The sequence below is a fragment of the Bradyrhizobium sp. YR681 genome (assembly GCF_000282615.1).
GTDB lineage: Bacteria > Pseudomonadota > Alphaproteobacteria > Rhizobiales > Xanthobacteraceae > Bradyrhizobium.
Genome location: NZ_AKIY01000028.1, coordinates 1 through 18,599, shown reverse-complemented (window position 1 = coordinate 18,599; position 18,599 = coordinate 1). Strand labels below are relative to the sequence as shown.

The 18,599-nt window shown below is 65.0% G+C and carries 22 protein-coding genes; 9 read left to right on the top strand and 13 right to left on the bottom strand.

The window, feature by feature from the left end:
* Positions 1-121 precede the first annotated feature (121 nt).
* Positions 122-1,195, top strand: a complete 1,074-nt coding sequence (gene queA, locus PMI42_RS04645) for a tRNA preQ1(34) S-adenosylmethionine ribosyltransferase-isomerase QueA (RefSeq protein WP_035964515.1) — start codon at positions 122-124, stop codon at positions 1,193-1,195.
* 121 nt (positions 1,196-1,316) lie between these two features.
* Here the strand turns inward: queA and PMI42_RS04640 are convergent, their stop codons facing one another.
* From PMI42_RS04640 to PMI42_RS04625, 4 genes are all read right to left on the bottom strand, one after another.
* On the bottom strand, positions 1,317-2,354 hold the full coding sequence (locus tag PMI42_RS04640) for an aspartate-semialdehyde dehydrogenase (protein WP_035964505.1): 1,038 nt from the start codon (positions 2,352-2,354) through the stop codon (positions 1,317-1,319).
* Positions 2,355-2,574: 220 nt separating this feature from the next.
* A complete protein-coding gene (locus PMI42_RS04635) occupies positions 2,575-3,180 on the bottom strand; it encodes a PepSY domain-containing protein (RefSeq protein WP_008131010.1) in 606 nt (201 codons plus the stop codon).
* 248 nt (positions 3,181-3,428) lie between these two features.
* Entirely contained in the window at positions 3,429-4,175 is a 747-nt protein-coding gene (locus tag PMI42_RS04630) for a TetR/AcrR family transcriptional regulator (protein ID WP_008131009.1), read from the bottom strand.
* A 127-nt stretch (positions 4,176-4,302) separates the two neighbouring features.
* Positions 4,303-5,460, bottom strand: coding sequence for a patatin-like phospholipase family protein (locus PMI42_RS04625; protein ID WP_050994339.1), 1,158 nt, complete (start codon positions 5,458-5,460; stop codon positions 4,303-4,305).
* Between the two features lie 232 nt (positions 5,461-5,692).
* On the opposite strand from PMI42_RS04625, the gene tgt reads away from it, so the two are divergent.
* On the top strand, positions 5,693-6,826 hold the full coding sequence (tgt, locus tag PMI42_RS04620) for a tRNA guanosine(34) transglycosylase Tgt (RefSeq protein ID WP_008131004.1): 1,134 nt from the start codon (positions 5,693-5,695) through the stop codon (positions 6,824-6,826).
* Between the two features lie 13 nt (positions 6,827-6,839).
* Here tgt and PMI42_RS04615 read toward each other — a convergent pair whose 3' ends face one another.
* Positions 6,840-7,058 (bottom strand): hypothetical protein, encoded by a 219-nt coding sequence (locus PMI42_RS04615; protein WP_008131002.1) that lies wholly within the window; start codon positions 7,056-7,058, stop codon positions 6,840-6,842.
* A gap of 219 nt (positions 7,059-7,277) precedes the next feature.
* Here PMI42_RS04615 and cysK point away from each other — a divergent pair, with 219 nt between their 5' ends.
* Together cysK and PMI42_RS04605 are read left to right on the top strand one after the other, a co-directional pair.
* Positions 7,278-8,255: a cysteine synthase A gene (gene cysK, locus PMI42_RS04610; RefSeq protein ID WP_008131000.1), complete on the top strand. Its 978-nt coding sequence runs from the start codon at positions 7,278-7,280 to the stop codon at positions 8,253-8,255.
* Between the two features lie 3 nt (positions 8,256-8,258).
* Entirely contained in the window at positions 8,259-8,498 is a 240-nt protein-coding gene (locus tag PMI42_RS04605) for a BrnA antitoxin family protein (RefSeq protein WP_008130998.1), read from the top strand.
* A gap of 14 nt (positions 8,499-8,512) precedes the next feature.
* Here PMI42_RS04605 and solA read toward each other — a convergent pair whose 3' ends face one another.
* Complete coding sequence (gene solA, locus PMI42_RS04600) at positions 8,513-9,682, bottom strand: N-methyl-L-tryptophan oxidase (RefSeq protein ID WP_008130997.1); 1,170 nt, start codon at positions 9,680-9,682, stop codon at positions 8,513-8,515.
* 118 nt (positions 9,683-9,800) lie between these two features.
* Between solA and PMI42_RS04595 the strand changes: the two genes are divergently transcribed.
* Positions 9,801-10,766 carry a LysR family transcriptional regulator gene (locus tag PMI42_RS04595; protein ID WP_349526117.1) on the top strand — a complete coding sequence of 322 codons (966 nt, stop codon included), beginning with the start codon at positions 9,801-9,803 and terminating at the stop codon, positions 10,764-10,766.
* A 55-nt stretch (positions 10,767-10,821) separates the two neighbouring features.
* On the opposite strand, the gene PMI42_RS04590 is transcribed toward PMI42_RS04595, so the two are convergent.
* Positions 10,822-12,240 (bottom strand): caspase family protein, encoded by a 1,419-nt coding sequence (locus tag PMI42_RS04590; RefSeq protein ID WP_008130994.1) that lies wholly within the window; start codon positions 12,238-12,240, stop codon positions 10,822-10,824.
* Positions 12,241-12,437: 197 nt separating this feature from the next.
* Positions 12,438-13,313 (bottom strand): DMT family transporter, encoded by an 876-nt coding sequence (locus tag PMI42_RS04585; RefSeq protein WP_008130992.1) that lies wholly within the window; start codon positions 13,311-13,313, stop codon positions 12,438-12,440.
* Between the two features lie 147 nt (positions 13,314-13,460).
* Here PMI42_RS04585 and PMI42_RS04580 point away from each other — a divergent pair, with 147 nt between their 5' ends.
* Positions 13,461-13,859 carry a RidA family protein gene (locus tag PMI42_RS04580; protein ID WP_008130991.1) on the top strand — a complete coding sequence of 133 codons (399 nt, stop codon included), beginning with the start codon at positions 13,461-13,463 and terminating at the stop codon, positions 13,857-13,859.
* Positions 13,860-13,911: 52 nt separating this feature from the next.
* Here PMI42_RS04580 and PMI42_RS04575 read toward each other — a convergent pair whose 3' ends face one another.
* The 3 genes from PMI42_RS04575 to PMI42_RS04570 all read right to left on the bottom strand — a co-directional run bounded on the left by PMI42_RS04575 (position 13,912) and on the right by PMI42_RS04570 (position 15,512).
* Positions 13,912-14,457: a hypothetical protein gene (locus PMI42_RS04575; RefSeq protein ID WP_008130990.1), complete on the bottom strand. Its 546-nt coding sequence runs from the start codon at positions 14,455-14,457 to the stop codon at positions 13,912-13,914.
* The gene (locus PMI42_RS37785; RefSeq protein WP_008130989.1) at positions 14,402-14,752 is read right to left on the bottom strand and encodes a hypothetical protein; all 351 of its coding nucleotides are present in this window, start codon (positions 14,750-14,752) and stop codon (positions 14,402-14,404) included. Before PMI42_RS37785 ends, PMI42_RS04575 begins: the two co-directional genes overlap by 56 nt.
* A gap of 172 nt (positions 14,753-14,924) precedes the next feature.
* The gene (locus tag PMI42_RS04570) at positions 14,925-15,512 is read right to left on the bottom strand and encodes a formyltransferase family protein (RefSeq protein ID WP_008130988.1); all 588 of its coding nucleotides are present in this window, start codon (positions 15,510-15,512) and stop codon (positions 14,925-14,927) included.
* A gap of 225 nt (positions 15,513-15,737) precedes the next feature.
* Between PMI42_RS04570 and PMI42_RS04565 the strand changes: the two genes are divergently transcribed.
* Both PMI42_RS04565 and PMI42_RS04560 read left to right on the top strand, forming a co-directional pair.
* Positions 15,738-15,986, top strand: a complete 249-nt coding sequence (locus PMI42_RS04565; RefSeq protein WP_240535206.1) for a hypothetical protein — start codon at positions 15,738-15,740, stop codon at positions 15,984-15,986.
* 336 nt (positions 15,987-16,322) lie between these two features.
* Positions 16,323-16,559 (top strand): hypothetical protein, encoded by a 237-nt coding sequence (locus PMI42_RS04560; RefSeq protein WP_008130986.1) that lies wholly within the window; start codon positions 16,323-16,325, stop codon positions 16,557-16,559.
* Positions 16,560-16,564: 5 nt separating this feature from the next.
* On the opposite strand, the gene PMI42_RS04555 is transcribed toward PMI42_RS04560, so the two are convergent.
* Entirely contained in the window at positions 16,565-16,867 is a 303-nt protein-coding gene (locus PMI42_RS04555; protein WP_008130985.1) for a hypothetical protein, read from the bottom strand.
* A 206-nt stretch (positions 16,868-17,073) separates the two neighbouring features.
* On the opposite strand from PMI42_RS04555, the gene PMI42_RS04550 reads away from it, so the two are divergent.
* Positions 17,074-17,286, top strand: coding sequence for a hypothetical protein (locus PMI42_RS04550; RefSeq protein ID WP_008130984.1), 213 nt, complete (start codon positions 17,074-17,076; stop codon positions 17,284-17,286).
* A 7-nt stretch (positions 17,287-17,293) separates the two neighbouring features.
* On the opposite strand, the gene PMI42_RS04545 is transcribed toward PMI42_RS04550, so the two are convergent.
* Positions 17,294-18,599: AMP-binding protein (locus PMI42_RS04545; protein WP_008130983.1), on the bottom strand; the 1,306-nt coding region annotated here is incomplete at its 5' end.

The window sequence follows — 18,599 nt, the reverse complement described above, 5'->3', positions numbered from 1 at the left end:
GCGCGGAACGCGCGTCTCGAAGGATGAAGGCCCCGCTGCTGCAGCTCGGCCTTCATGGTTCGAGACGGCGCTAACGCGCCTCCTCACCATGAGGGTCCGACTGCGTGGCACCAAGCCCGACATGCGCACCGACCTCTTCGATTTCGACCTGCCCGCCGAGCGCATCGCATTGCGCCCGGCGAGCCCGCGCGACTCCGCCAAGATGCTGGTCGTGGAGGGCGGCGCGCTTCGCGACCAGACCATTGCCGACCTGCCGCAATGGCTGAAGCCGGGCGACCAGCTCGTCGTCAACGACACCAAGGTGATCGCGGCGCAGCTCAAGGGCCGCCGGATCGGCCGCGAGACCGAGCCGAAGATCGAGGCGACGCTGATCAAGCGTCTCGACGGCTCGCGCTGGCAGGCGCTGGTGAAGCCCGCGAAGAAGCTCACAGCCGGCGACCGCATCCGCTTCGGCAACGAGGGCAAGGTCTGCCTGCTCGGCCATCTCGATGCCGAGGTCGAAGCCAAGGGGGCCGAGGGCGAGGTGACGTTGTCATTCTCGTTCCATGGCCCGGCGCTCGACCAGGCCATCGCCGATCTCGGCAGCCCGCCGCTGCCGCCGTACATCGCCTCGAAACGCACGCCCGACGATCAGGACCTCGCCGACTACCAGACCATGTTCGCGGCGAATGAAGGCGCGGTCGCGGCTCCCACCGCGGGACTTCATTTCACGCCGGCCCTCGAGCAGGCGCTGGGTGACCGTGGCGTCGGCATCAACCGGATCACGCTGCATGTGGGGGCAGGGACCTTCCTGCCGGTGAAGGTGGACGACACCGACGGCCACAAGATGCACGCCGAGTGGGGCACGATCTCGGCCGAGACGGCGGAGCGGCTCAACACCGCGCGGCAGAACGGCGGCCGCATCATCGCCGTCGGGACCACGTCATTGCGGTTGCTGGAAAGCGCAGCGAGCGAAGACGGGACGATCCGGCCGTTCGCCGCCGAGACGTCGATCTTCATCACACCCGGCTATCGCTTCCGCGCCGCCGATATCCTGATGACAAATTTCCACCTGCCGAAGTCGACGCTGTTCATGCTGGTGTCGGCATTTTCGGGGCTGGAGACGATGCAGCGGGCGTACTCACATGCGATCGCGAACGAGTATCGGTTCTATTCGTACGGCGATGCATGCTTGCTGTTTCGCGCGAACGACTAGCGCCGGCGCCGTAGGGTGGGCAAAGGCGCAAAGCGCCGTGCCCACCATCTCTTCATGATCGAGACAGGTGGTGGGCACGCTTCGCTTTGCCCACCCTACGAGACCTGCTCTACGGCGCTGTTTACGCCATCACCCGCTGCGGCAGCAGCTCCGCGATCTGCACCGCGTTCAGCGCCGCGCCCTTGAGCAGCTGATCGGCCGCCACGAACATCGAGATCGAATGCCCGGAGGGATCGCTGAGGTCCTTGCGGATGCGGCCGACCAGGACGTCGTCCTGGCCCGAGGCGTCGATCGGCATCGGGAAGTAGTTCTTGACGCGGTCGTCGACCACCTTCACGCCGGGCGCCTGCGCCATGATGGCGCGGACCTGGTCCTCGCTGATCGGCTTCTCGCATTCGAAGGTGATGGCCTCGCAATGGGCGCGCAGCACCGGGACGCGGACGCAGGTCACGCCGATGGCGATCTTCTCGTCCTCGAAGATCTTGCGGGTCTCCTTGATGACCTTGGTCTCCTCGTCGTTGTAGCCGGTGTCAGGGTCGACCGCGGTGTTGTGGTTGAAGAGATTGAAGGCATAGGGGTGCGGCATCACCTTGGGCGTATAGACCTGCCCGTTGAGATTGGCGCGGGTGGACTCGACGAGCTCGTCCATCGCGGCCGCGCCGGCGCCGCTGGCCGCCTGGTAGGTCGAGATGATCACGCGCTTGATGCGGTTCTTCCGGTGGATCGGCCAGAGCGGCACCAGCGCGGTGATCGCGGCGCAGTTCGGGTTGGCGATGATGCCCTTGTGGTCGCGGATTCGATTGCCGTTCACCTCTGGGATCACCAGCGGCACGTTCGGGTCCATGCGGAAGGCGGAGGAGTTGTCGACCACGACGGCGCCGGCCTTCACTGCAATCGGCGCAAACTTCTTCGAGATGCCGCTGCCGGCGGAGAACAGCGCGATGTCGACGCCCTCGAAGGCGCGCTCGGTCAACTCCTCGATGACGACATCCTTGCCGCGGAACGATACCGTCTTGCCGGCCGAGCGGGCGCTGGCGAGCGCCTTGAGCTTGCCGACGCGAAAGCCGCGCTTGTCCATGGTGGCGATGAATTCGGCGCCCACCGCACCGGTGACGCCGACAATCGCGACGACGGGATCGTTACTCACTTTGTCCTCCATTGCATTTGAGATTTAGACAACAAAAAAGCCCCGGACCATCATGGGCGGGGCTTCGGTAGAGCTGATTGCGTTCTAGTCGACGACTACAAGCACACGCCTCCCCGGGCCCCGAAGGCCGTGGTGGTTTTGGTCGTGCGTTTGGTGGTCGTGAACATGGCGGCGACTTATGCGGGAGAGTTTTGCGCCCGTCAATGGCTTTTCGGCGGGATTGTGGCCGCTGTTACCTGGTCCGGGCGCCTGGCGGCTCGAGGATGACCTCCTTGAGGTCGTCGCCGCTGATGACCACGATCGAAAAGTTCAGCCGGCCGCCTTCGCGCACGAGGCCGCCGCTGATCGCCTTGCCCGAAGCCGCACGCTCGGCGACATGGACGGCGTCCGCAAGGCGGTGCCTGATCGCGCCGAGGGCTGCGAGGTTGCTGCGGTCGTCGAGATCGAGCTCGGCGAGGGGGAGGGCGGCTTCGCCGCCGACGAGTTCGCCGGTCGTGGCATTGATGGTGTGGCGCCAGATCCGGTCGTTGTGCAGTGTCTTCACCCGATAGACCGGCACGCCGGAGGCGCCGTCGAAACTCACATCCGCCGTCGTGGCGCCGGCGTGACGCGCTTCGGCGATCGCCATCGCCTGGCTGATCGAGATCGACGAAGAGCGGAATCGTTCGATCTCGCGGCTGACGGCTTGGCGGTCGGTCTCGGCGTTACCATCTGTCTCGCCATGAAGGGCGGTGGGCGTGCCGCCGGCCGAAACGACCGCTTGCGCCGGCGCTGCGACGAGCAGTGCCGACAGGGCGACCGCGAGAAACGTCCAGGGATGTCGTCGTGGTGCCGTCATGCTCGAAACCCTCGGCCTGCGAGTGTGCCGGATGATCGTAAAGAATTCGCGGCCGGCCTTGGGCGTCGGCCGGCCGCGGAGCGCTGCTGCGGGCTGCACCCGTCGCTGCGATCTTAGCGGTACGGACCCCTTTTGGGGCTGGTGAAAAAAGCGGTCCGTATCGCCTATAACTAAACCATACCGTATCGTTTTATTCTGGTCAACGGCGAGCGCGTGCTCCCGTAGGGGATCGCAACCTCACGGGATTGTTAGCGGGACGAACGTCGCCGCGGTGCGCCCTTGGGAGTGCCGTGGACGCGGTCCGCAGATCCAAGCGCACCGGCAAGGAACAGTTTGATCGCGGCGCGCATGCGCTTTTCCGCGGCCTTCATCTCCGGTGGCGTGCCAAACGTCGCCAGGCGATGGTTGTGGCCGACCACGACGTCGAGAAACACTTCCGCCGCGATGGTGGTGTCGTCGACGTCGAGCGCGCCCTGCGCCAACAGATGGTCGAAAAAGCGCGCCGTGGTGGCGACAGCCTTGAGCCAGCCTTCCTCCTTGCCGAGCTTGGCGATGTCGGGGAAGTTGATGGCCTGTGACGTCATCATGCGGCTGAACGCGACGGCGTCGGGTCCACAGGTGAAGGTCAGCATCTCGCGCCCGATCTCGACCAGGCGCTGCTCCACCGAAATGTCAGAGGCGCTGGAAAGATGCGTCTCCGCGGCCGCCGACAGCGGCGCAAGCCAGCGCGCGATTTCGCGCCGGAGCACAGCGGCGAACAGGCCGCGCTTGTCGCCGTAGCGCGAATAGACGGTCGGTTTGCTGACGCGGGCCGCTTCCGCGACCGCATCGAGCGAGGTCGCGTCAAAGCCACGGTCGAGGAACAGGCGGGTGGCGACCTCGATCAGCCGCTGGTCGCGCTCGATCGCGGCGGACTTCGTCGGCCGGCCGCCGCGCGATTTAGGAACCTCGCGCCGCGGCGCTGCCGGTCTTGTCCTGGTCGCAGTCAATCCCATGCCCAATGAATCCTGCGCGTTGCCTGTCATTCGCTCTATATCGCGCAGGAGCGGGGGCGTCATCGCGAATCTGGCCGAATTGGCCGCATCGTCAACGGTTTCAGCAGGGCCTCGTTCCGTCACGGGTTCACGGCAGCGTCGAGGCCCAAGCCTGGCCGGACGCGGCCTTCTCATATCCGTACTGATAGAGCGCCCGCATATAGGTGGTGTCAAACCCTTCCGACGGCGGCGCGGGATAGTCGCGTGCGATGTAGGAGAGATGGAAGCCGAGCCGGTTGCGCCTGGCGAAATCATAGGTCGAGAAGATGATCGACCGGGTCTGCGACTGCGTGATCGCCGACAGGCTGCGCGAGGCGACGTCGATGGTGCTGTTGGACACCAGCTCGAAATTTCGCTCGATCTTCTTGTTGACGAGGATGTAGATGTCCATTCGCGCGCTGCCCGGCAGGCGGCTGTCCTGGAACAGCAGGGCTTCCGGCAGCGTCAGCACCGGCGCCGTCACGCCGCCGTCGACATGCATCTCCTGAAACTTGCGGCCCTGGCCTTCGGCGTCGATCATGATCGGCGGAAACACCAGCGGAATGCTGGCGGAGGCCGCCATCACGTCGCGAAACAGTTTCAGCGCCTCGGGCGTGCCGACCGCGGCGATCTTTCCCATGTCCCAGATCGCGGTGCGCTGGGTGTCGAGATCGGTGGTCACGATCAGCAGCCGTCGCCCCCTGGCATTTTCACGGGCGACCTGCGCCATGATCTCCGGCCCGACATAGCGGGCGACCAGCTCGCGCAGCCGCGTATTGCCGAACAGGCCGGAGCCGAACAGCACGCGCATGATGCTGGGATCGTTCAGCAGGCTCTCGGCGATGCCGCTGGTGTAGACCTCCTTCAGCGTGTCGTCATATTGCCGTCCGAGGAACGCAAACGGCGCGATCAGGCCGCCGGTGCTGACGCCGGAGACCACCGAGAAGGTCGGGCGGGTGCCGGCGGCACTCCAGCCATTGAGCACGCCGACGCCATAGGCGCCATCGGCGCCGCCGCCGGACAGCGCGAGGTAGGACTTCTTCGTGGTGCTGGTGTCTTTCTCGAAGCTGAATTTCGTGACCGGGTCGTCGGCGTAGCGCCTGAGGCCATCGATATCGAGCACGCGCGATGTACTCGCCTCGGCCGCCGTGTAGGGCGTCCGGGGCAGGGAGGTGCAGGCACCGAGCACCAGGGTGCAGGCCAGGACCAGAGACCCGATCAGGCGGGCGGTCATCTGCCTGATCCGGCCACGCAAATGGCCGGACATGTCGGTCGAACATGAAGTGGGGGGCATCGTCGGTGGCTGGCGATCACGCATCTACCGCCGCCGGCAAATTCGCCAACGGCATTTCGTCCAGACCCCACGGTAAAACTACACTGTATCGTTTTATTTGGCAAGTCGCGGTGGGCATCGATCCCCCGTCAAATGTGTCCCAGTCTGACGCATCGTGAGGCCCGAACGGGTTGATCGGCCCCGCCCGACACGCAATAAGCACCGCATGAATCTTCCCAATCATTTCGAACTGCTCGCCACCGACGGCGCCGCGCGAGCCGGCCGCCTGACCACGCCGCATGGGGCCGTGCGCACGCCGGCCTTCATGCCGGTCGGGACCGCTGGCGCCATGAAGGGCATGCACTGGCGCGAGGTGCGCGATGCCGGGGCCGACATCGTGCTCGGCAACACCTATCATTTGATGCTGCGCCCCGGCGCCGAGCGGATCGCGGCACTCGGCGGCTTGCAGCGCTTCACCGGCTGGAACGGGCCGATGCTGACGGATTCCGGCGGCTTCCAGGTGATGTCGCTGGCCGATCTGCGCAAGGTCACCGAGCACGCAGTCACCTTCCGCTCGCATATCGACGGCGCCAAGGTCGAGCTGTCGCCGGAGCGCTCGATCGAGGTGCAGCGCTTCCTCGGCTCCGACATCGCCATGCAGATGGACGAATGCGTGCGGCTGCCGGCCGAGCGCGACGACATCGACCGCGCGATGCGGCTGTCGCTGCGCTGGGCCGAACGCAGCAAACGCGCCTTCGAGAGCGCGCCCGACGGCTACATGCTGTTCGGCATCGTGCAGGGCGGCGACATCCCGCAGCTTCGTCACGCCAGCGCACAGGGCCTCGTCGAGATTGGCTTCCACGGCTACGCGATCGGCGGCCTTGCCGTCGGCGAGCCCCAGGCGGTGATGCTGGCGATGATCGACGAGACCGCGCCGATGCTGCCGATGGAGCGGCCGCGCTATTTGATGGGCGTCGGCACGCCCGACGACATCCTCGAAGCGGTGAAGCGCGGCATCGACATGTTCGATTGCGTGATGCCGACCCGCAATGGCCGCCACGGCGTCGCCTTCACCCGCTTCGGTCAGGTCAATCTGCGCAACGCGCGCCACGCCGACGATCCGCGTCCGCTGGACGAGGAAAGCTCGTGGCCGTCGACGCGCAACTACGCGCGCGCCTATCTGCACCATCTCGTCAAGGCCGGCGAGACGTTGGGGGCGATGCTGCTGTCCGAGATCAATATCGCCTACTACCAGGTCCTGATGCAGGGCATCAGGGACGCGATCGCACACGGAACGTTCGAGGAGTTCTATCAGCGTACGCGCGAGAACTGGGCGAGGGGCGACATCGCCCCGCGCTGAGGCGTGACGGGCGTCAGTTGCAGACGATCCGCTGCTTGACGGCGTGCTTGGTCACGAAGCCATAGCCGCACGTGTCGCAGGTCCAGAGATAGCTGATCACGTGGTCCGAGACATAGGCGGAAGCTTCTGCGGCGACCATGGAGTCGGCGCATACGGGACAGGTGGGCAACTCGCTGCAACGCGGATCACGCCTTGGCGCTACGGTCGACAACACTTCAGCAACAGCTGACATCGTGGTGACCTCCCTGCTTCGAGACCTAAGTCTAACATAAGCAGAATCAGTTGACGAGGTCGCAACACAAATGCGTTGGTTTTCTGCTAATTGAAGCTCACGCGATTTTGCGATGCAGCGTACTTAACATGTGCCGCATTGTCGTGTCGCCGCAAGCTGTCCGTAACGTGCAGGAAGCGCTGCGGCAGAAGCGCAAATCGTCGCCACAGGGAGTTCATCATGGACGCATCGTCCAAAACGGGTGCAGCGCACCAACCCGGCCGCGGCCGGATCTACTCTTCGATCGTCGAGGCTTTTGGCGACACGCCGATCGTGCGGCTGCAGCGGTTGCCTGGCATGAACGGCGTGAACGCGACGATTTTGGCAAAACTTGAATATTTCAATCCGGCCGCGAGCGTGAAGGACCGCATCGGCGCGGCCATGATCATCGCCATGGAGAAGGCCGGCATCGTCAAGCCCGATACCGTGCTGATCGAGCCGACCTCCGGCAATACCGGCATCGCGCTCGCTTTCGTCGCAGCCTCACGCGGCTACCGCCTCAAGCTGGTGATGCCGGAATCGATGTCGATCGAGCGGCGCAAGATGCTGGCCTTCCTGGGCGCCGAGCTGGTGCTGACGCCGGCCGCGCAGGGCATGAAGGGCGCGATCGCCGCCGCCGAGGAGCTGGTGAAGACGACGCCGAACGCGGTGATGCCGCAGCAGTTCAAGAACCTCGCCAATCCCGAGGTGCATCGCCGCACCACCGCCGAGGAGATCTGGAACGACACCGGCGGCAATATCGATGTCTTCGTCGCCGGCGTCGGCACCGGCGGCACGATCACCGGGGTCGGCCAGGTGCTCAAGCCGCGCAAGCCCTCGCTGCGTGTGGTCGCGGTCGAGCCGGAGGAGAGCCCGGTGCTGTCAGGCGGCCAGCATACGCCGCACAAGATCCAGGGCATCGGCGCCGGGTTCGTGCCTGACATCCTCGACCGCTCGGTGATCGACGAGATCGTGAAGATCAACTCGACCACGGCAATCGAGACCTCGCGCGCGCTGGCGCGGCATGAGGGCATTCCCGGCGGCATCTCCTCGGGCGCCGCGATCGCAGCCGCCCTCCAGATCGGCAAGCGGCCGGAAGCTGCGGGAAAAACCATTCTGGCTATAGTGCCGTCCTTCTCCGAGCGGTATCTTTCGACGGCTCTGTTTGAGGGAATCTAGCACATGGCGGATCAACCGAGGCGGCCGCGCACGCTTGGCGATGCGCGGTCGGAGGCCGAGGCGGCATTCAAGAAGGTGACCGCGAAGGTCGCCGTTGCGCCGCCCAAGCAGAACGTGGCGCCGGGGATCAAGGAGCAGGTCAGCTTGCGGATCGACCAGGACGTGCTGGAGTTCTTCCAGGAGGGCGGCCCCGGCTGGCAGGACCGCATCAACGAGGCCCTGCGCAAGGCGGCGGGGAAGTAGGCTCCTGCCGAACGTCACGAGAAGCGGGACACCGAGAATGGCGCAAGGTCGATCGAGCTTCGACCATCAGTCATGATCTCGGCGACGACGTTGCCGATGCCGGCTGAGTGCTTGAAGCCGTGACCGGAGCACGCCGAGACGACAAAGACTCTGTCCTGGTCGGGATGCCGGTCGATGATGAAGCCCCGATCGGGCGTCACCGTGTAGATGCAGGCGGCAGCCTCCGCGACGCGCGGCGTGGCGCCTGCGAGCCGCCCCTTGACGTGCTCCCGGTACATCTTGTCCGACTCCGCCGGATCGACGGTGCGGTTGATGGTATCGGCCGTCGTGCTGGTCTCGTATTGCTCGGTCGCGACCTTGAGGCGGCGGTCGCCCGGCAGGGGCGGAAAGCCGTAGAGGTAATCGACGTCCGTCGCGCCATGCATCCAGATGAACACGGGGGCGTTGGCGCGATACGCGCTGGTGTCGTCGAGCTCGTACCAATGCAGCACCTGCCGCTTCACCGTGAGCAGGCGGTCAAACGGCGCGCCGAGCAGCTGAGCATTCCAGCCGCCGGCCGACACCACCACCTGGTCCGCCTCGAATGTGCCTGAGGACGTTTCCACCCGAACGGCGGAGCCTCTCTGCACGATCGAGAAAACCTCGACCCTCGTGCGGATCGCAGCTCCCAATTGCTCCGCGCGCGTCAATTGCGCGGTGATGCAGCGCTCCGGAAAAACGTATCCGCCGCCGGGCTCGTAATAGGCCTTCTCGTTGCCCTCGAGATTGACGAATTGCGGGAAGCGATGAGCCACTTCTCGTCCGTCGATCACCTCATGGGCGACGCCGAAGTCACGCGCGGCTCCGATCGAGCGTGCGACGAAATCCGGCTTGCCGTGATGCGAGGTCTCGCCAACACCGGGCGCCATGACGACGAGGCCGCATGGATTCAGCAGCTCGGCCGACGTCTCGGCTTCGAGCTCACGCCAGATCCGGTGGCTGTCCAGCACCAGGGGGACGTAGTCGCGGCCTTCGCCGACCGCCTGCCGGGTGATACGGGTTTCGCCGTGGCTGGACCCCATCGTGTGGGGCGGGGCGAAGCGATCAAGGCCGACCGCCTTTACGCCGCGCCTGGCCAGTTGATAGAGGGCCGCGCTGCCCATCGCACCGAGGCCGATGACCAGAATATCCGCTTTCTCGCTCATAGATCGGGACTGCTCAATTGTTGGGACAGCCCGAAGTCTGCTTTCAAGTGCGGCTCCCCCACAAGGATAAACCGGGAATGAAGAGAATTTGCATCTCCATATGACTTTTGCTTAAGTCATGAAGATGCCTCTGCCCATTCCAGATCTGCGAAGCCTCCAGATTGTCGCTGCCGTCGCGGATTCCGGCAGCATGCTGGAGGCATCCCGCCAATTCGGGATGACGCAATCGGCCGTGTCGCAAGCGGTCCGGCGCGCCGAAGCCGTGGTTGGCGTTACCTTCTTCGACCGGAGCCGTCGGCCACTTTCGCCGACCCGGGCGGGGCGCATCCTCGCGGATCGCGTGCTCGATCTGAATCGCGACTTCGACCTGCTTCTCGGCACGCTTCGGGCTGCGGCCGAACAGTCCGAGCGTGTCGATCTCAGGCTCGGCCTCGTCGATTCCTACGCGGGCACGGTCGGCGCGCATCTGGTCAAGGAGCTCATGACTGGCTCGATCGCGCTCAGCCTGTCGACGTGGTCGGGCCTTGCTCATTCTCATGCGGAAGCCCTGGTTCGCCGCATGATCGATGCCGCGATCACGTGCGATGCCATGGACGACCTCTATGATGTCGAGCGCTTTCCGTTCTATCGCGAGCCGTATTTGCTCGTGGTGCCGCGCGGACTGGAAGCCGAATTCGCCGAGCTTGATCTGCGCGAGATCCTCGTCCGACATCGTCTGGTCCGGCACAGCGAACGTTCCCATGCCGGTGCGCAGGTCGAGCGTCATCTGAGCCGCCTGGGCCTTCGCCCGCCACGGGCCTTCGAGTTCGACACCTCGGACAGTCTGGTCGCCATGGTCGCCACCGGCATGGGCGTGGCGATCACCACGCCGCTGTGCCTGTTGCAGGGGCTCGCTCACGCGGCCCAAGTCAGCGCTCTGCCTTTGCCGGGCCCGGGATTCTTTCGCGAACTGCTTCTGGTCACGCGCCGTGGAGATCTCTCGTCACTGGCGCCGCGTATCGCCGAGATGGCGCGAACGAGCATTACGACGCAGGCGATGCCGCGCATCCGGACGCTCGTGCCCTGGTTCACCCAGGATTACTAGCAACGAAAAAGCCCGGCGCGAGCCCGGCTTTTTGTCGTGAGATCGCGATCTCGCCTCAGCGGCGGAACATGCCGCCCATCATGCCGCCGACGACACCGCCGACGAAGGCTGCGCCGGCATCGCCGCCGCCGCCGCGATGCTGGGCCGGTGCGCTCTGGGCCTGGGCCGGAGCACGCCGGGCCGGCTTCGGGCTGTCGTCGCTCGCGGTGGCCGGCGCTGCCGCCACGATCTCGGAGATCAGGGCCTTGTGCTGGAGCTTGTTGAGGTAGCCGGTCGAGGGATAACCGCGGGCGGCCTGCCAGCGCTTCAGCACGGTGCGCGTCTCGTCGTTGAACGCGCCCGTCACCTTGGTGTCGAATCCGAGGCCGGTCAGGCGGCGCTGCACGTCGCGGCGCTGGCCCTTGTCGAGGCCGATCTGGTCCTCGGTGAGCTGGCTCGCATCATCGGTGAAGGTCGCGGGATCGACGCCTGCGTTCAGATTGCGGGTCGTGGTCGACGGACCGCTCTTGATCGCGGCGAGCCGCGCCAGCGCCAGCGCCTTGAACTGGCCGTTCGGATAGGCCGAGAGGTAGGCGTTCAGCTCTTCCGGCTTGTTGGATTCCTTCACGGAGCGCCAGTATTCGAGCTCGACACCGTCATTGCTGCTGCTCGCTGCCGGAACGACGCCGGAGGCGGTCGGCGCCGCATTGGCGATTTGCGTCGTCGGTGCCTGGTTGAGGTAAACCGCGCCGATCAGGTTGGTGTGACCCCAGGGAAGCTGGCCCTTGTGCGTCTCTTCATTGACCTGGGCGCGCACCGAGGTCATCGCCTGCTGGATCTCGACGCCGGGCTTGGTGATGTTGTCGATCAGCGCGCGGGTGAACGGGCTGTTGTTGCCTTCCTGGCCGTCGAGTGCGGTTTGGCCCGGGCCGGTGGCGAACGCAATCAGCGTGCCTTCGCCGGACTTCATCTCGGCGAGGCCGCTCTGCACGTTGACGCTGCGGGTTGCCGAGTTCGACTTGATCTTGGCGGCAAACGGATTGTCGCGGCAGGCATCGAGGAACACGAGCTTGACCTTGGCGTCGCCCATGGTCTGCTCGAGCGTCAGGTCGATGTTGATGGCAGCGCCGAGCTTGACGTCCATCTCCGACTTGATGTCGGCGTCGACGGGCAGGAGATAGTTGCTGCCGCCGACAGCGATGCCGTGGCCGGCATAATAGAACACGGCGACGTCGGAGCCCTGCGCCTTGCGGCCGAAGTCGAGCAGCTTCTCGGTCATCTGGTCGCGCGAGAGGTTTGATCCTTCGATCACCTCGAAGCCGACATTGCGCAGCGTCGCCGCCATCGCCTTGGCGTCGATCGGCGGGTTCGGCAATTGCGCGACGTTCTTGTAGGTACCATTGCCGACGACAAAGGCGACGCGGCGGTCGGCCTTCGCGGCACTGACCGACAATGCCATGCACATCAGCGAAGCGATGAGGGTGAGATAGCGCATCTGAAATCCCCAGAATCGAATTGCAGGCAGCAACAAATTGGCAACGAACTTACACGACACGCCCGGTTTCGCGCCAGCGAAACGACAGTTCGCCCAACCCATTCCTCCGAGGCCGAATGTGCACGATGGAATGCCCCTCCAACGTGATCCAAATCACGCTCGACCACTTTGTTTGTCGCGCGAGGCCGCGTGCGGGTTCACTGCGCGCGGGCGGGAACCGGCGGTGCGGGTTTCAGATTCAGCAGGTTGCCGAACAGGATCAGTGCCGCACCGACCACGGTCCAGGCGTCGAGCCGCTCTGAATACAGCAGCCAGCCGACCGTCGCGGTGAGCGGAACCCGCAGGAAGTCCATGGGAACCACCACGGTCGCGTCCGCGTAGCGCATCGCACTGGCGAGGCAATAATGCGCGAACGTGCCGCAGACCGAGATCACCATGACCCAGCCCCAGACATGGGCGGGCGGCCAGGCCCAGACATAGAGCGTCGGCAGGAAGCCTGCGACCGACTGCACCACCAGCATCCAGAACAGGACCGCCAGCGCACTCTCGGTCCGGGTCAGCGATTTGACCAGCGCCATGGACACGCCGAAACCGACGGCAGCGCCGAGCGCGATCAACTGGCCCTGATTGATCTCGCCGGTCGCGGGCCGCACGATGACGATCACGCCGACGAGGCCGAGCACGATGGCTGCGATCTTCCACGATGTCATGCGCTCGGACAGGAAGCTGGCGGCGAGGATCGCGGTCCAGATCGGCATGGTGAACTCGATCGCAACCACCTGGCCGATCGGAATCAGCGTCAGCGCAAAGAACCAGCCGAGCTGCGAGACGTAATGGATCAGATTGCGCACGATGTGCTGAGGCAGGCGGGTCGTCCTGAGCGTCCCGAAGCCGCCGGCGCGGCGGATCATCGGGTAGAGCATGCAGAGGCCGAGCAGCGAGCGCACTTCCATCACCTGGAAGACGTTCATCTCGCGCACGGCCTCGCGTCCCGCGACAGCCATCACCAGTGTCAGTGACAGCCATCCGGTCATCCACAGTGCGGCCATCGTCTTGGACGGTGTCGTGGTCATGGGAGCGGGATGCTGGGGCGAAATCCGAAGGGATCGCCGGTATCGGCGACATCACGGCGGTTTGCAACGGCCAAAACTGCGGATGCAGCGATGCGGGGCGGCGTGCTAAGGCATCATCGAACAACGAGAAAATCGGGAGTGACGCTCATGCAAATCTTGCAGCCGGCCGAATGGAACAAGCCACGCGGCTTTTCACATGGCGTCGCGGTCGAGGGGCCGGGCCGGTGGGTCGTGTTGGCCGGGCAGACCGGGGGTGACGAGACCGGCAATTACGCGCCCGACATGGCGGCGCAGGTCGCCACAGCGCTGAAGCGAATCATCAAGCTTCTGGGCGAGGCCGGCGCAGGCCCCGAGCACATCGTCCGTCTCACCTGGTACCTGACCAGCCGCAGCGAATATGAGGCCGCCGGTGCCGGCATCGGTGCGGCCTGGAAGGAGACGCTCGGACGCAATTTCCCGCCTTCGACGCTGCTCTATATCGGCGGTCTCGTGGACGAGCGCGCCAAGGTCGAGATCGAAGTCACCGCGTTCGTTCCGGGCGCATGAAAAAGCCCCGGCGGGATCGCCGGGGCCTTTGTCGTGTCACCGTGCCGTCGTCTTACTTCGACAGCGAGATGTTGGCGCCGCGGAACTGGCTGTCCGCGCGCATCGTGACGTTCTGCTTGTTGCCACTCGTCTTCAGCGCGATGTTGGCGTTGAAGCCGGCGGTGGAGGCGACCAGCTCGTAGTTTCCGCCGCCGCCGCGGCCCTGGAGCGAGCCCGAGATGTTGCGGCTGGCCTCGGACCAGCTGCCGGTGATGGCGCTGCCCTCGGCCTTGACGTTGGCGCCGAGGTTGAACTTGTAGGCGTCGCTGGCACAGGTCAGCGACATCTCCATGGTCGGTCCGATCGGGGCGTATTTGGCCCGGCAGCGGATCCGCTCGGTCGAGCCGTCATCCAGCGTCACGGTGCCGGAGCCGCTCCAGCTGCCCGCGAGCGGGGCAAACGGGCCGGACTGGGCCTTGCTCTCGGTATTCGCGACCGATGCCGCAAACAAAACGGCGGTCGCGATCAGCAGCCGCCGGCTCATGACACTGGTCTCGAATTGCTTATTGGCGCGATGCTTCCCACCGCCCGCTGCACGGTATGCCTGCAGATGCTCCATTCCACTTCCCCGATCCGGCGTTGCCGCTGAGTTGACCGTTGGCATATGCACCATTGATCGAAACTTTCACAAGTCCCCCACTGCCGATGGTGCCGGAAACGTTAGCGCCGGGGGCGGTGATCTTGCCGTCGGCCACCGTCAGCATGGAGCTCGCGGTCGGCTCGCAGGTGCCGCTCTTGGTAACGATGGTGACCTGCCAGTTGCCGTCATAGGGGGTTTGGGCGACGGCGGGAGCGGCGAGGGTGCCGGCGAAAACTGAAACGGCACAGAACGCCGCAATGCGAGCAAAACGCATGAATTCCGTCCTTGAATCTGTCTGAAATGCTGACGCTTATTGGGACGGAATGTGACGGAAATTTGTTGCAATGCCAAATTGAAAATTGTTCCTGTTGGAACAATGGTTTATTCGGGTTCCTGACTCCAATTTTCGAAGGAGAATCAATGCAGCTTGACGTTAATCGTTAACGTCAGGAGAGACTCGGCGCGGAGGTCGCGAACTGCTCGTCCTGAGTCTTGGAGGGCAGGGCCTTGTGGACCTTGGCAAAGTCGATCACGTCGGCCAGCAATTTGAGCCCGAGCGGGGCGAGGGCACGCTCCCAGAGTTCCCGCGCCGTCTCGCCCTTCTTCACAAAGCACCACTCCTGGGCGGCGATGGCGCCGGCGTCCATGCGGTCGGCGAGGTGGTAGATCGTGCCGCCGGCGATCGGATCGCCTTCCTTGATGGTCCATTCCACAGCAGCCTTGCCGCGGTGACGCGGCAGCAGCGAGGGATGATAGCCGATCCCGCCGAGCCTGGCGGCGGCCAGCGCATCCTTGCCGATCCGGGCGTGGCTGTGTGCGGTGATGATCAGATCGGTGTCGGGGGCGATCTCGGAGGCGACCACCAGTTTTGGATTGGCCTGGACCACCACCTCGATGCCGGCCGCCTTGGCGGTCGCGGCGAGGCGATCCTCGGCGTCGGCCACGACCACCCGCACGATGGAGACGCCGTGCTCCCGGAGCATGTTCAGGGTGGTCACACCGAAATGGCGGGAGCCGACGAGGGTAATGCGCATGGGGGTCCGATCCGTCTCGCAACTGCGTCATCCCCCGATAACACGTCCGGGCGCCGTGTCACCACCCGCGGCCCGTTTGCGCCGGTTATCAACAATGCGCGGGACGCGGGACGCGCTGAACTCGGTGATTGCGCAGGCCACCGTCCAGGTGCTTCCATGCGCATATTGCAGCATATCGGGAGCGAACGCATGCGCAGCGCGTGGCTTTTCCTTCTCGCGATATTGATGGTGGCCACTCCGGCCCACGCCGGCGGGCCGTACCCCGCCGTGCCGCCCGAGATCGGCGTCGCGCCCTTCGTCGGCCCGACCTGGGATGCCTATCGCTGTGCCGAAGGGGTGCCTCACAATTTCTACCACGGGGCCTATTACGGCGAGGAGCCGCCGGCGATCCATCGCGGCTACGCCTACCGGCCGTACTATCGCTACAGCGCCTACCGCAGGCTGCCGCGCAGGTATTTTTGCGTCACGGATTAGCGTTGCCGTGCGGCCACGGTCAGCGGCAAATGATGGATGCACCGGTTCCTCTGTTTCATTTTTAACAGAGCAATCTGTTGTGGGCGGTTAGACCGTCCCAACCGGGGCTGGCCAAATTTCATTCCGGATCCGTTTTCGAACCCGGCTTGAGCCGCTGGCATGATCGCCAGCGGCTTTTTCATGCCCGGCAATCACGAAATCATCCGGCGGTAATATGTTCTCAACCAGCTTGCCGTATCGACGAATCCGTCGCGGATTTGTATTGCGTACCGCGACACCGAAAATGATCCGCCGGCGTGGGTGCGCCGCGCGGGTCTTTTCGCCGGGACCGATTTCATGCCGAGCGCGATTGAGCAGATCGTGGACGCTTATGTGCGTCTGAAGAACCGTCGTGGGCTCGACGAGCTGATGATGCACAGGCAGCGGCTCGCGGTCGATCTGAAGAGCAGGTCTGGTTACGATTTCAGCCTGCCGATCGGCAAGATCGACGAGGAGATCGCGATCATCGAGGATGGTCTCAGCCGTCTCAAGGCCGGCTCCGCAGATACCGGCCCGACAAATCGTCCGGTCTGACGCGCTCAGTCGCGCCGGCCGCCGTCGATGACGGTGAACAGCGGCCGCGCCGGGGTCGGCTCCACCAGCAGTTCATCCACCAGCGCTGTCGCCGCGTCGACATATTTGCGCGTCGGCTTGTCGAGCTCGCGTCTCGCTTCGTCGTCGAGCGCCACCCTTGCGGCCTCGACCAGCTTGCGCATCCGTGCCGCATGGTCGTCGCCCGCGGTCAACGTCGCGCGTGCCAGCGAGCGCAGCACGAACAGCTCGCCCTCGAGACGGAGCAGGCGGTCGTTGAGTCGGGTGAGGACGGCGTTGAGGTCGGCCATGGCGCGCGTTCGTTGCGGAAGATCTGTCCTGATCTAGCGGCGATCGGTGAACGGACTCCAAACGGCATCGGTGCAATTGGGCCGATCGGCCGGACCGTCGGTATGTGCAATGCCGCCGAAGTGACCGGTCGTGATCCCGCAGCCCGGTGAGCTTCGCTGGTTCCCGCCCCACATCGACAGACGGGTGGACGTCTGGAGCTCGTTCAATGCGGTTTGTCCTGACCCTGGTTCTCTTGATTTCAGCGAGCGCACCGGTCGCGGCTGCGCCGGGCCATCATGTCCGTCCACATCACCGTGTCGTCGTCCATCTGCCCGAGGACGCACCCGTGCCGCCCGGCTGGTACAAATTTCCCGGCTGGCCGCCGATCCCGCCATCGGAGAACAGGAATCTGGACCCCTCCAATTTCGGCGGAGGTTGAAGGCCGATCACGCGGTGCGCGCGAGATAGTCGCGCGCGAAGGCGAGATACCAGTCGAGGCAGGCGGGGTTGGCCATCGCCTCCTTGTTGATGACTTTCTCCACCGCCTGGCCGAGCAGCAGCTTCTTGATCGGCAGCTCCTGCTTCTTGCCGGACAGGGTGCGCGGGACCTCGGCGACGGCAAAAATCTCGTTCGGCAGGAAGCGGCGCGACAGGCTGGCCTCGATCGCCTTGTTGATCTTCGCGCGCATTGCCTCGTCGAGGACCGTGCCCTCGCGCAGCACCACGAACAGCGGCATGTAGCTGTCGCGGCCGAGATATTCGAGGTCGACGACGAGACTGTCGAGTACCTCCGGCAACGCCTCGATCGCGGAATAGAGCTCGCTCGTGCCCATGCGCAGGCCGTGCCGGTTGATGGTGGCATCGCTGCGGCCATAGATGATGCAGGATCCATCAAGGTCGACCTTGAGCCAGTCGCCGTGCCGCCACACCGGCCCACGGCCGCTGCCGTCGAAATTGTCCGGATAGGTCTCGAAATAGCTCGCGCGATAGCGCGCGCCGTCCTTGTCGTTCCAGAAATACAGCGGCATCGACGGCATCGGCTCGGTGCAGACGAGCTCGCCGACCTCGCCCGTGACGGCGCGGCCCTGTTCGCTGAAGGCTTCGACGGCAGCACCGAGCAGGCGGCACTGCATCGCGCCCGGCGTCTGCGGCAGTTCTCGATTGCCCCCGATGAAGGCGCCGGCGAAATCGGTGCCGCCGGAGATGTTGGCCCACCAGATGTCGGCCTGCGCCTTGCTGCCGTTGGTCTTCGACAGGGCGGCGAAACGATCGTTGAACCAGGCTTGCGTGTCGGCGCTGAGCGGCGAGCCGGTCGAGCCGAGGCAACGCAGGCGCGACAGATCGCCGGCCGCAGTGAGATCGATTTCGGCCTTGGCGCAGTTGGCGAAGAACGCTGCGCCCGCACCGAAGAAGGTGGCTTTCGATTGCGCCACGAAGCGCCACAGCGTGGTCCAGTCCGGCTTGTCCTTGGCCCCGCCCGGGCTGCCGTCGAAGATGCAGCAGGTGGTGCCGCTGAGCAGGCCGCCGACCTGGCTATTCCACATGATCCAGCCGGTCGACGAGTACCAGTGATAGCGCTCGCCGAACGAGTTCTCGTGGTAGGAGCAGCCGATGTCGTTGTGCAGGCCGAGCAGCGCCAGCACCACGATGACGATGCCGCCATGGCCGTGCACGATCGGCTTCGGCAGGCCGGTGGTGCCGCTGGAATAGACGATCCAGAGTGGATGATCGAACGGCAGCCACATCGGCTCC

Bases quoted from the DNA above. Each gene is read 5' to 3' on its own strand.
- queA (WP_035964515.1), top strand. From the start codon at position 122: ATGCGCACCGACCTCTTCGATTTCGACCTGCCCGCCGAGCGCATCGCA.
- PMI42_RS04640 (WP_035964505.1), bottom strand. From the start codon at position 2,354: ATGGAGGACAAAGTGAGTAACGATCCCGTCGTCGCGATTGTCGGCGTC.
- PMI42_RS04635 (WP_008131010.1), bottom strand. From the start codon at position 3,180: ATGACGGCACCACGACGACATCCCTGGACGTTTCTCGCGGTCGCCCTG.
- PMI42_RS04630 (WP_008131009.1), bottom strand. From the start codon at position 4,175: ATGGGATTGACTGCGACCAGGACAAGACCGGCAGCGCCGCGGCGCGAG.
- PMI42_RS04625 (WP_050994339.1), bottom strand. From the start codon at position 5,460: ATGTCCGGCCATTTGCGTGGCCGGATCAGGCAGATGACCGCCCGCCTG.
- tgt (WP_008131004.1), top strand. From the start codon at position 5,693: ATGAATCTTCCCAATCATTTCGAACTGCTCGCCACCGACGGCGCCGCG.
- PMI42_RS04615 (WP_008131002.1), bottom strand. From the start codon at position 7,058: ATGTCAGCTGTTGCTGAAGTGTTGTCGACCGTAGCGCCAAGGCGTGAT.
- cysK (WP_008131000.1), top strand. From the start codon at position 7,278: ATGGACGCATCGTCCAAAACGGGTGCAGCGCACCAACCCGGCCGCGGC.
- PMI42_RS04605 (WP_008130998.1), top strand. From the start codon at position 8,259: ATGGCGGATCAACCGAGGCGGCCGCGCACGCTTGGCGATGCGCGGTCG.
- solA (WP_008130997.1), bottom strand. From the start codon at position 9,682: ATGAGCGAGAAAGCGGATATTCTGGTCATCGGCCTCGGTGCGATGGGC.
- PMI42_RS04595 (WP_349526117.1), top strand. From the start codon at position 9,801: ATGAAGATGCCTCTGCCCATTCCAGATCTGCGAAGCCTCCAGATTGTC.
- PMI42_RS04590 (WP_008130994.1), bottom strand. From the start codon at position 12,240: ATGCGCTATCTCACCCTCATCGCTTCGCTGATGTGCATGGCATTGTCG.
- PMI42_RS04585 (WP_008130992.1), bottom strand. From the start codon at position 13,313: ATGACCACGACACCGTCCAAGACGATGGCCGCACTGTGGATGACCGGA.
- PMI42_RS04580 (WP_008130991.1), top strand. From the start codon at position 13,461: ATGCAAATCTTGCAGCCGGCCGAATGGAACAAGCCACGCGGCTTTTCA.
- PMI42_RS04575 (WP_008130990.1), bottom strand. From the start codon at position 14,457: ATGGAGCATCTGCAGGCATACCGTGCAGCGGGCGGTGGGAAGCATCGC.
- PMI42_RS37785 (WP_008130989.1), bottom strand. From the start codon at position 14,752: ATGCGTTTTGCTCGCATTGCGGCGTTCTGTGCCGTTTCAGTTTTCGCC.
- PMI42_RS04570 (WP_008130988.1), bottom strand. From the start codon at position 15,512: ATGCGCATTACCCTCGTCGGCTCCCGCCATTTCGGTGTGACCACCCTG.
- PMI42_RS04565 (WP_240535206.1), top strand. From the start codon at position 15,738: ATGGTGGCCACTCCGGCCCACGCCGGCGGGCCGTACCCCGCCGTGCCG.
- PMI42_RS04560 (WP_008130986.1), top strand. From the start codon at position 16,323: ATGCCGAGCGCGATTGAGCAGATCGTGGACGCTTATGTGCGTCTGAAG.
- PMI42_RS04555 (WP_008130985.1), bottom strand. From the start codon at position 16,867: ATGGCCGACCTCAACGCCGTCCTCACCCGACTCAACGACCGCCTGCTC.
- PMI42_RS04550 (WP_008130984.1), top strand. From the start codon at position 17,074: ATGCGGTTTGTCCTGACCCTGGTTCTCTTGATTTCAGCGAGCGCACCG.